This window comes from Streptomyces sp. NPDC003036 (genome assembly GCF_040611175.1).
Classification (GTDB): domain Bacteria; phylum Actinomycetota; class Actinomycetes; order Streptomycetales; family Streptomycetaceae; genus Streptomyces.
The window spans coordinates 32,160-41,725 of sequence record NZ_JBEXNO010000054.1; the positions used below are offsets into that span (position 1 = coordinate 32,160).

Consider the following 9,566-nt stretch of genomic DNA (forward strand, 5'->3'; position numbering starts at 1 on the left):
TGACTCGTCTTGACGCCCCTCAGGGGCGTTTCGAAGGGCGATCACCCAACCGGGTGGTCGCCCTTCGGCGTGCTCGGGACGCCTGTCTTGCGCTGAGCCCCACGCGGAGTATGGTGATCTTCGCCGTGCGCCCCGCTCACCCGGGGGCCTTGACGAACCGCACGCCGCGCGCAATTCTCAGGACGCGTCGTCACAACGATCCGCATCCGAGGCATGGATCGACGGGCGAACGGGCAGTATCGATGTGCGCCGACAGCGCGAGGTGCCGGGAGTTGAGAAGAACGAGGGTCGCGATTTACTCGCCCTGGACATCAGTGGGCCAAGTGGCTACACTGACCCTTTGCGCTGCCTGTTAGCTGCTCCCTGCCCGTCACCAGGGGCATACCCTCGCAAGAGCACAGAGTCCGACTGTCCTGACCAGGCCTTTTGGCTGACATCAGGAAAATTCGTCCTCGTGTCCTGTGGGGGACCGGTACGCGCGTAGTGAGTCCGAGCCCTCGGAAGGACCCCCTCTTGGCCGCCTCGCGCAACGCCTCGACCGCGAATACGAACAACGGCGCAAGCACCGCCCCGCTGCGCATCTCCTTTGCAAAGATCAAGGAGCCCCTCGAGGTTCCGAACCTCCTCGCGCTGCAGACCGAGAGCTTTGACTGGCTGCTCGGCAACGCCGCCTGGAAGGCTCGTGTCGAGGCGGCTCTGGAGTCCGGACAGGACGTCCCCACCAAGTCCGGTCTGGAGGAGATCTTCGAGGAGATCTCGCCGATCGAGGACTTCTCCGGGTCGATGTCGCTGACCTTCCGCGACCACCGCTTCGAGCCTCCGAAGAACTCCATCGACGAGTGCAAGGAGCGCGACTTCACGTACGCCGCGCCGCTCTTCGTCACGGCCGAGTTCACCAACAACGAGACCGGCGAGATCAAGTCCCAGACGGTCTTCATGGGCGACTTCCCGCTCATGACCAACAAGGGCACCTTCGTCATCAACGGCACCGAGCGTGTCGTGGTGTCGCAGCTCGTCCGCTCGCCGGGTGTGTACTTCGACTCCTCCATCGACAAGACGTCCGACAAGGACATCTTCTCCGCCAAGATCATCCCGTCCCGGGGTGCCTGGCTGGAGATGGAGATCGACAAGCGCGACATGGTCGGTGTCCGCATCGACCGCAAGCGCAAGCAGTCCGTGACCGTCCTCCTGAAGGCGCTCGGCTGGACCACCGAGCAGATCCTGCAGGAGTTCGGCGAGTACGAGTCCATGCGCGCCACCCTGGAGAAGGACCACACCCAGGGCCAGGACGACGCGCTGCTCGACATCTACCGCAAGCTGCGCCCGGGCGAGCCGCCGACGCGCGAGGCCGCCCAGACGCTTCTGGAGAACCTCTACTTCAACCCGAAGCGTTACGACCTGGCCAAGGTCGGCCGCTACAAGGTCAACAAGAAGCTCGGTGCGGACGAGCCGCTGGACGCCGGGGTCCTGACCGTCGACGACATCATCGCGACGATCAAGTACCTGGTGAAGCTCCACGCGGGCGAGACCGAGACCGTCGGTGAGAACGGCTCGACCATCGTGGTCGAGACGGACGACATCGACCACTTCGGCAACCGTCGTCTGCGCAACGTCGGCGAGCTCATCCAGAACCAGGTCCGCACGGGTCTGGCTCGTATGGAGCGCGTCGTGCGCGAGCGCATGACGACCCAGGACGTCGAGGCGATCACGCCGCAGACCCTGATCAACATCCGGCCGGTCGTCGCCTCCATCAAGGAGTTCTTCGGCACCAGCCAGCTGTCGCAGTTCATGGACCAGAACAACCCGCTGTCCGGGCTGACGCACAAGCGTCGTCTGTCCGCGCTCGGCCCGGGTGGTCTGTCCCGTGAGCGGGCCGGCTTCGAGGTCCGAGACGTGCACCCGTCCCACTACGGACGCATGTGCCCGATCGAGACCCCGGAAGGCCCGAACATCGGTCTGATCGGTTCGCTCGCCTCGTACGGCCGGGTCAACGCCTTCGGCTTCGTCGAGACGCCGTACCGCAAGGTCGTCGAGGGCCAGGTCACCGACGAGGTGGACTACCTGACCGCCGACGAGGAGGACCGCTTCGTCATCGCCCAGGCCAACGCGCCGCTGACCGACGAGCTCCGGTTCGCCGAGGCCCGCGTGCTGGTCCGCCGCCGTGGCGGCGAGGTCGACTACGTCGCGCCCGACGACGTGGACTACATGGACGTCTCGCCGCGCCAGATGGTGTCGGTCGCGACCGCCATGATCCCGTTCCTCGAGCACGACGACGCCAACCGTGCCCTCATGGGCGCGAACATGATGCGCCAGGCCGTTCCGCTCATCAAGGCGGAGGCCCCGCTCGTCGGCACCGGCATGGAGTACCGCTGTGCCACCGACGCCGGCGACGTCGTCAAGGCGGAGAAGGACGGTGTGATCCAGGAGCTCTCCGCGGACTACATCACCGTCGCCAACGACGACGGCACGTACATCACGTACCGACTGGCCAAGTTCGCCCGCTCCAACCAGGGCACCTCGGTCAACCAGAAGGTCGTCGTCTCCGAGGGCGACCGGGTCGTCGAGGGCCAGGTCCTCGCCGACGGTCCGGCCACCGAGAACGGCGAGATGGCGCTGGGCAAGAACCTGCTCGTGGCGTTCATGCCGTGGGAGGGTCACAACTACGAGGACGCGATCATCCTGTCGCAGCGCCTCGTGCAGGACGACGTCCTCTCCTCGATCCACATCGAGGAGCACGAGGTCGACGCCCGTGACACCAAGCTCGGCCCCGAGGAGATCACCCGGGACATCCCGAACGTCTCCGAGGAGGTCCTCGCCGACCTCGACGAGCGCGGCATCATCCGTATCGGTGCCGAGGTCGTCGCCGGCGACATCCTCGTCGGCAAGGTCACGCCCAAGGGTGAGACCGAGCTGACCCCGGAGGAGCGCCTGCTCCGCGCGATCTTCGGCGAGAAGGCCCGTGAGGTCCGCGACACCTCGCTGAAGGTGCCGCACGGCGAGACCGGCAAGGTCATCGGCGTCCGTGTCTTCGACCGCGAGGAGGGCGACGAGCTTCCCCCCGGTGTGAACCAGCTGGTGCGCGTGTACGTCGCGCAGAAGCGCAAGATCACCGACGGTGACAAGCTCGCCGGCCGCCACGGCAACAAGGGTGTCATCTCCAAGATCCTGCCCATCGAGGACATGCCGTTCCTCGAGGACGGAACTCCGGTCGACATCATCCTCAACCCGCTGGGTGTCCCGTCCCGAATGAACCCGGGACAGGTCCTGGAGATCCACCTCGGCTGGCTCGCCAGCCGCGGCTGGGACGTCTCCGGCCTCGCGGACGAGTGGGCGCAGCGCCTCCAGGCCATCGGCGCCGACAAGGTCGAGCCCGGTACCAACGTCGCCACCCCCGTCTTCGACGGTGCGCGTGAGGACGAGCTGGCCGGTCTGCTGCAGCACACCATCCCGAACCGCGACGGGGACCGGATGGTGCTGCCGACCGGTAAGGCCCGGCTGTTCGACGGCCGCTCCGGCGAGCCGTTCCCGGACCCGATCTCGGTCGGGTACATGTACATCCTCAAGCTCCACCACCTGGTCGACGACAAGCTGCACGCGCGTTCGACCGGTCCGTACTCGATGATCACCCAGCAGCCGCTGGGTGGTAAGGCTCAGTTCGGTGGCCAGCGCTTCGGTGAGATGGAGGTGTGGGCGCTGGAGGCTTATGGCGCCGCGTACGCCCTCCAGGAGCTGCTGACCATCAAGTCCGACGACGTCACCGGCCGCGTGAAGGTCTACGAGGCGATCGTCAAGGGCGAGAACATCCCCGAGCCCGGCATCCCGGAGTCCTTCAAGGTGCTCATCAAGGAGATGCAGTCCCTGTGCCTCAACGTGGAGGTGCTGTCCTCGGACGGCATGTCCATCGAGATGCGCGACACCGACGAGGACGTCTTCCGCGCTGCGGAAGAGCTTGGCATCGACCTGTCCCGGCGCGAGCCGAGCAGCGTCGAAGAGGTCTGACGGGTCTGGTCGGGGCCTCCTCGTGAGGCCCCGGCCCTGCCCCGGACCCGTACAGACCATGATTGAGACTCAAACCCTGAGAGGGATTGACGCATAGTGCTCGACGTCAACTTCTTCGACGAGCTGCGGATCGGCCTGGCCACCGCGGACGACATCCGTCAGTGGTCCCACGGCGAGGTCAAGAAGCCGGAGACCATCAACTACCGCACCCTGAAGCCCGAAAAGGACGGACTCTTCTGCGAGAAGATCTTCGGTCCGACCCGGGACTGGGAGTGCTACTGCGGCAAGTACAAGCGCGTTCGCTTCAAGGGCATCATCTGTGAGCGGTGTGGCGTCGAGGTCACCCGCGCCAAGGTGCGCCGTGAGCGGATGGGCCACATCGAGCTGGCCGCTCCCGTTACCCACATCTGGTACTTCAAGGGCGTGCCGTCCCGCCTGGGCTACCTGCTGGACCTCGCCCCGAAGGACCTGGAGAAGGTCATCTACTTCGCGGCGTACATGATCACGTACGTCGACGAGGAGCGCCGCACGCGCGACCTGCCCTCGCTGGAGGCCCACGTCTCCGTCGAGCGCCAGCAGATCGAGCAGCGCCGCGACGCCGACCTCGAGGCCCGCGCCAAGAAGCTCGAGACCGACCTGGCCGAGCTGGAGGCCGAGGGCGCCAAGGCCGACGTGCGCCGCAAGGTGCGCGAGGGTGCCGAGCGCGAGATGAAGCAGCTGCGCGACCGCGCCCAGCGCGAGATCGACCGTCTCGACGAGGTGTGGAACCGCTTCAAGAACCTCAAGGTCCAGGACCTGGAGGGCGACGAGCTGCTCTACCGCGAGCTGCGTGACCGCTTCGGCACGTACTTCGACGGTTCGATGGGTGCCGCGGCGCTGCAGAAGCGCCTGGAGTCCTTCGACCTCGAGGAGGAGGCCGAGCGTCTCCGCGAGATCATCCGTACCGGCAAGGGCCAGAAGAAGACCCGTGCGCTCAAGCGCCTGAAGGTCGTCTCCGCCTTCCTGCAGACCAGCAACAGCCCCAAGGGCATGGTGCTGGACTGCGTGCCGGTCATCCCGCCGGACCTGCGTCCGATGGTGCAGCTGGACGGTGGCCGCTTCGCGACCTCCGACCTGAACGACCTGTACCGCCGCGTCATCAACCGCAACAACCGCCTCAAGCGTCTCCTTGACCTCGGTGCCCCCGAGATCATCGTGAACAACGAGAAGCGGATGCTGCAGGAGGCCGTCGACGCGCTGTTCGACAACGGCCGCCGCGGCCGCCCGGTCACCGGTCCCGGTAACCGCCCGCTGAAGTCCCTCAGCGACATGCTGAAGGGCAAGCAGGGTCGATTCCGACAGAACCTGCTCGGCAAGCGAGTCGACTACTCGGCGCGTTCCGTCATCGTCGTCGGCCCGCAGCTGAAGCTGCACCAGTGCGGTCTGCCCAAGGCCATGGCGCTGGAGCTCTTCAAGCCGTTCGTGATGAAGCGCCTGGTCGACCTGAACCACGCGCAGAACATCAAGTCGGCCAAGCGCATGGTCGAGCGCGGCCGCACCGTCGTGTACGACGTCCTCGAAGAGGTCATCGCCGAGCACCCGGTGCTGCTGAACCGTGCGCCCACGCTGCACCGCCTCGGCATCCAGGCCTTCGAGCCGCAGCTGGTCGAGGGCAAGGCCATCCAGATCCACCCGCTCGTCTGCACCGCGTTCAACGCGGACTTCGACGGTGACCAGATGGCCGTCCACCTGCCGCTCTCCGCGGAGGCGCAGGCCGAGGCCCGCATCCTGATGCTGTCCTCGAACAACATCCTCAAGCCGGCCGACGGCCGTCCGGTCACCATGCCGACCCAGGACATGGTGCTGGGCCTCTTCTTCCTGACCACGGACGAGGAGGAGCGCGAGGTCAAGGGTGAGGGCCGCGCCTTCAACTCCACCGCCGAAGCGATCATGGCCTTCGACATGGGCGAGCTCTCGCTCCAGGCGAAGGTCGACATCCGCTTCCCGATCGGCACCGTCCCGCCGCGTGGCTGGACCCCGCCGGTGGAAGAGGAGGGGGACGACGGCGTCGGGGCAGGGGCGTGGCAGCAGGGTGACTCGTTCCGTCTGCGGACGACCCTGGGCCGCGCGCTCTTCAACGAGCTGCTGCCCGAGGACTACCCCTTCGTCGACTACTCGGTCGGCAAGAAGCAGCTCTCCGAGATCGTCAACGACCTCGCCGAGCGCTACCCCAAGGTCATCGTGGCGGCGACGCTCGACAACCTGAAGGCGGCCGGCTTCTACTGGGCGACCCGTTCCGGCGTCACCGTGGCCATCTCCGACGTCGTCGTTCCCGAGGCGAAGAAGGAGATCGTCAAGGGGTACGAGGAGCAGGACGAGAAGGTCCAGAAGCAGTACGAGCGCGGTCTGATCACCAAGGAAGAGCGCACGCAGGAGCTCATCGCGATCTGGACCAAGGCGACCAACGAGGTCGCCGAGGCGATGAACGCGAACTTCCCCAAGACCAACCCCATCTTCATGATGGTTGACTCGGGTGCCCGAGGAAACATGATGCAGATGCGGCAGATCGCCGGTATGCGTGGTCTGGTGTCGAACGCGAAGAACGAGACCATCCCGCGTCCGATCAAGGCGTCCTTCCGTGAGGGCCTGTCGGTGCTGGAGTACTTCATCTCCACCCACGGTGCCCGTAAGGGTCTGGCCGACACCGCCCTGCGTACCGCCGACTCGGGTTACCTCACCCGTCGTCTGGTGGACGTCTCGCAGGACGTCATCATCCGCGAGGAGGACTGCGGCACCGAGCGCGGTCTCAAGCTGCGGATCGCCGAGCGCGGCGAGGACGGCGTGCTGCGCAAGGCGGACGACGTCGAGACGTCCGTGTACGCGCGGATGCTCGCCGAGGACGTCGTGGTGGACGGCAAGGTCATCGCGCCGGCCAACGTCGACCTGGGTGACGTCCTGATCGACGCGCTGGTCAACGCGGGCGTCGAGGAGGTCAAGACCCGCTCGGTCCTGACCTGTGAGTCCGCGGTCGGCACCTGTGCCTTCTGCTACGGCCGTTCGCTCGCGACCGGCAAGCTGGTCGACATCGGTGAGGCGGTCGGCATCATCGCCGCCCAGTCCATCGGTGAGCCCGGTACCCAGCTGACGATGCGTACCTTCCACACCGGTGGTGTGGCCGGTGACGACATCACCCAGGGTCTGCCCCGTGTCGTCGAGCTCTTCGAGGCCCGTACGCCGAAGGGTGTCGCCCCGATCTCCGAGGCCTCCGGCCGCGTGCGGATCGAGGAGACGGAGAAGACGAAGAAGATCGTCGTCACTCCGGACGACGGCAGCGACGAGACGGCCTACCCGATCTCGAAGCGCGCCAAGGTCCTGGTCTCCGAGGGCGACCACGTCGAGGTGGGCCAGAAGCTCACCGCGGGTGCCACCAACCCGCACGACGTGCTGCGCATCCTGGGTCAGCGTGCCGTCCAGGTCCACCTGGTCGGCGAGGTCCAGAAGGTGTACAACTCGCAGGGCGTGTCGATCCACGACAAGCACATCGAGATCATCATCCGGCAGATGCTGCGCCGTGTGACGATCATCGAGTCCGGCGACGCGGAGCTGCTGCCGGGCGAGCTCGTCGAGCGGTCGAAGTTCGAGTCCGAGAACCGTCGTGTGGTCCAGGAAGGCGGCCACCCGGCCTCCGGCCGTCCGCAGCTGATGGGTATCACCAAGGCGTCGCTGGCGACGGAGTCGTGGCTGTCCGCGGCCTCCTTCCAGGAGACGACCAGGGTCCTGACGGACGCGGCGATCAACGCCAAGTCCGACTCCCTGATCGGCCTCAAGGAGAACGTCATCATCGGTAAGCTCATCCCGGCCGGTACGGGCCTGTCCCGCTACCGCAACATCCGGGTCGAGCCGACCGAGGAGGCCAAGGCCGCGATGTACTCGGCCGTCGGCTACGACGACATCGACTACTCGCCGTTCGGCACCGGCTCCGGCCAGGCCGTTCCGCTGGAGGACTACGACTACGGTCCGTACAACCAGTAAGCGAGTCGCTTGATCGACCGAAGGGCGGCCACCCCGTTGCGTACGGGGTGGCCGCCCTTCGGCGTTTCCCGGTGGCTGCCAGCGGCCGCTACCGGCCCGCCGCCTGCCACAGGGCGAGGGTGAAACCGGCGCCGGCGGTGAGCGCCGTGACGCTGGCCAGGGGCCAGCGGGTGCGTTCCAGCGCGTCGAGCCGTGCCTCGTGGTCGGCGAGCTGCTTGTCGGTCTGGTCGCTGCGCTGGACCAGCAGGGCGAGCGAGCCGTCGGCGCGGGCGAACCCGGCTTCGAGCGTGCCGCGCAGCCGTTCCAGTTCGAGGGCGACCGCGACGGGGTCGTTCCGGTCAGTCTCGGTCATCGGCGGCTCCCGGCGAGGGGCTGCTCAGCCAGGACGGCAGCAGCTGCTGTACGGCCTCCAGGGCCATGACCCGCGCGAGCGCGCCGGCGACGGCGAGGGCGCCGGCGACCCAGGGGAGGGTCGCGGGGACACCGGAGGCGTCCACGATCGCGGGCAGGACGACGGCGATGCCCACGGCGGTCTGGAGGATGGTTCTGGCCGTGCGCTTGGCGGCGTCGGTCATGATCGGGGGACTCCTCAGCGGGTGTAGGGGACCTTCAGAGCGTTCCAGGAGGCGCGGCCCGGCACCCCGTCGGCGTCGGAGCCGGTGAACCCGAGCTTGCGCTGCCACTTCGCGTAACTGCGGCGGTCGGCCTCCGACCAGCGCGGGCCGGGGCCGACGGCGTACGCCGAGCAGCCCTCGGCGACCAGCCGGCGGCCCATGGCGGTGATCACCGGGGAGCTGGTGGCGGAGGTGAAGAACGACGAGCCGGGGAAGGGCTGGTAGCGGGGCGTGGCGGGGGTGCCCGGACGGGACGGCGTGCCCGGGCCGCCGGCCGGCTTCCCGAGCCGCGCGGCGATGCGGGAGCGCATCGTACGCATCTCGAAGCCGCGCGGATCCGTCTTGGTGCGGGTCCACTCCTTGTGGCCGATCACGGAGCCGGCCGACCAGCCGTGGGCGCGGCAGAGGGCGGCGGAGGCCCGCTCGATGGCGTCCAGCTGGGCGGCCGGCCAGGGGTCCTTGCCGTCGCCGAGGTTGACGCACTCGAAGCCGTAGAAGTGGGCGTTGCCGTCGGTGTCCTGGTCGGCCGGCGGCGGCGGGGCGGTCTCCGCCCTGACCGCGCGCAGGACGTCGCCGTCGCCGGTCCCGGCGTGGTTGGCGCGGCCGTTGGCGATCAGGTGGACCGTGCCCTCCTTGTCGATGACGGCCTGGCAGAGCGGGCCGGGCAGGGCGGCGTAGCCGTCGCGGCACAGCGCCACGGAGGCGGCGGAGCCGCTGGAGACGGTGTGGTGCACGATCACGCCGTGCACCGGCCCCCAGGCGCCCTTGTGGTTCCGGTTGCGGGTGCGCCAGCCGGGGTGTTCGACGACGCGGACGCCCTCGGCGCGCAGGGCGGCGAGGAGCCGGTCAGGGGAGAGGGGAGCTGCCATGCTGAGTCTCCTCGTCGTGGTGGAGCGTGGGAGCGGTCGAGCCCGGGTGGCCCGGGGGGCCGGCCGGCCCCCC

General features: G+C 67.8%; 5 protein-coding genes. 2 read left to right on the plus strand and 3 right to left on the minus strand.

The features are described 5' to 3' along the window. Positions 1–513 precede the first annotated feature (513 nt). Together rpoB and ABZX67_RS29970 are read left to right on the plus strand one after the other, a co-directional pair. Positions 514–3,999: a DNA-directed RNA polymerase subunit beta gene (gene rpoB / locus ABZX67_RS29965; protein WP_355366724.1), complete on the plus strand. Its 3,486-nt coding sequence runs from the start codon at positions 514–516 to the stop codon at positions 3,997–3,999. Between the two features lie 96 nt (positions 4,000–4,095). Next, positions 4,096–8,010: a DNA-directed RNA polymerase subunit beta' gene (locus ABZX67_RS29970; protein WP_355366727.1), complete on the plus strand. Its 3,915-nt coding sequence runs from the start codon at positions 4,096–4,098 to the stop codon at positions 8,008–8,010. An 88-nt stretch (positions 8,011–8,098) separates the two neighbouring features. On the opposite strand, the gene ABZX67_RS29975 is transcribed toward ABZX67_RS29970, so the two are convergent. From ABZX67_RS29975 to ABZX67_RS29985, 3 genes are read right to left on the minus strand one after another with little or no spacing between them, the layout of a single operon-like run. Continuing rightward, positions 8,099–8,362 (minus strand): hypothetical protein, encoded by a 264-nt coding sequence (locus ABZX67_RS29975; RefSeq protein WP_355366730.1) that lies wholly within the window; start codon positions 8,360–8,362, stop codon positions 8,099–8,101. Next, positions 8,349–8,585 (minus strand): hypothetical protein, encoded by a 237-nt coding sequence (locus tag ABZX67_RS29980; protein ID WP_355366733.1) that lies wholly within the window; start codon positions 8,583–8,585, stop codon positions 8,349–8,351. Before ABZX67_RS29980 ends, ABZX67_RS29975 begins: the two co-directional genes overlap by 14 nt. A gap of 14 nt (positions 8,586–8,599) precedes the next feature. Further along, the gene (locus ABZX67_RS29985; protein WP_355366736.1) at positions 8,600–9,493 is read right to left on the minus strand and encodes a peptidoglycan-binding protein; all 894 of its coding nucleotides are present in this window, start codon (positions 9,491–9,493) and stop codon (positions 8,600–8,602) included. Positions 9,494–9,566 lie beyond the last annotated feature (73 nt).

Bases quoted from the DNA above. Each gene is read 5' to 3' on its own strand.
- ABZX67_RS29975 (WP_355366730.1), bottom strand. From the start codon at position 8,362: ATGACCGAGACTGACCGGAACGACCCCGTCGCGGTCGCCCTCGAACTG.
- ABZX67_RS29980 (WP_355366733.1), bottom strand. From the start codon at position 8,585: ATGACCGACGCCGCCAAGCGCACGGCCAGAACCATCCTCCAGACCGCC.
- ABZX67_RS29985 (WP_355366736.1), bottom strand. From the start codon at position 9,493: ATGGCAGCTCCCCTCTCCCCTGACCGGCTCCTCGCCGCCCTGCGCGCC.